At 46.8% G+C, this 1076-nt stretch carries 1 protein-coding gene; it reads left to right on the top strand.

The window, feature by feature from the left end:
• Window positions 1–741, top strand: a 741-nt coding sequence (locus GC098_RS33035) for a transposase (protein ID WP_171648202.1), incomplete at its 5' end; no start/stop codon positions are given.
• Window positions 742–1076 lie beyond the last annotated feature (335 nt).

Below are 1076 nucleotides of genomic sequence, written 5' to 3'. Positions count from 1 at the left end.
GATATCCGGTTTCCAGAATACAGACAAGCATTTGATGATATTTTTAGCGATCGTTCCTTGGCCACTTTGCGCCGGTTCCCAGCCCCTTCTGACCTATTGCAGCTAACTCCGGAGCAAATAGTACAGATCTGGGGTGAGTATATGGCCAGACCTGGCGGGGTGCGAGGCAAGAACAAGGCAATGGAACTTCAATCACTCGCTAGACATAGCGTGGGAGACACTACTGCCCTTGAAGAAGACAAATGGGAGCTAAGGCACCTCATTGAAGAGTATGAAAGAATCTACCGAATCATTGATGAAGCGAATGAGATGATTGAAAAGATACTGCCTGAAATTCCTTGTTCAGATCTCGTTCGATCTGTCGGTGCTTCCGTTCCTGCAACGGCTGCCATATTGGCATTTGGCGGGGACTTACGTAAGCTGTCTCATGGAAATCAGTTATTGCGCAAGGCAGGATTGAACTTAGCAGAACGAAGTTCTGGTAAGTATAAGGGGCAAATCAAGCTCAGCAAACGAGGCAACTCTCTACTGCGCAAGCATCTCTACTTCACTGTGTTTCACCTGTTATCTTTCAATGAAGCGTTCCAAGCCATGCATGCCCACAATACCGAAGTGAAACGAATGACAAAAATGCAGTCCATGATGAAGCTGATTGGGAAACTGGCCCGGATGCTTGTAGCCATGGCGAGAGAAGGACAAACATTCTCCATGGATAAGGCTCAGATATCATTAGCTGCATAATAAGTAAATCGTAACCCTGACACGTAGATTGGCTCATTCGCAGGATCTCACAAAGAAAGCACGGAGTACCGAGATTTTTCAGCTTTAGGGCATAGACCCGTTCCGTTAACGTTGATCGGACTCCACACCTTGGAAAGATAGGACGAAGGAATGTGAGGGCATAGACCCGTCGAGATTTGGGAGAGTGAATCCCCAAGGACCTTGTGGAGAGAAGCGTGCAGCATAACTTTTATATGGAAGATGTTGTAAAAATATTCAGCACCTTCTGTTCCCGCATGCGCACTAACGGAACTTCCTGCCCCACACTACCCAAACACCTGAACTCCTATTTAACA

The organism is Paenibacillus phytorum (assembly GCF_013141715.1).
In the GTDB taxonomy this organism is placed as follows: Bacteria; Bacillota; Bacilli; order Paenibacillales; family NBRC-103111; genus Paenibacillus_E; species Paenibacillus_E phytorum.
This window is presented reverse-complemented; position numbering and strand designations above follow the sequence as displayed.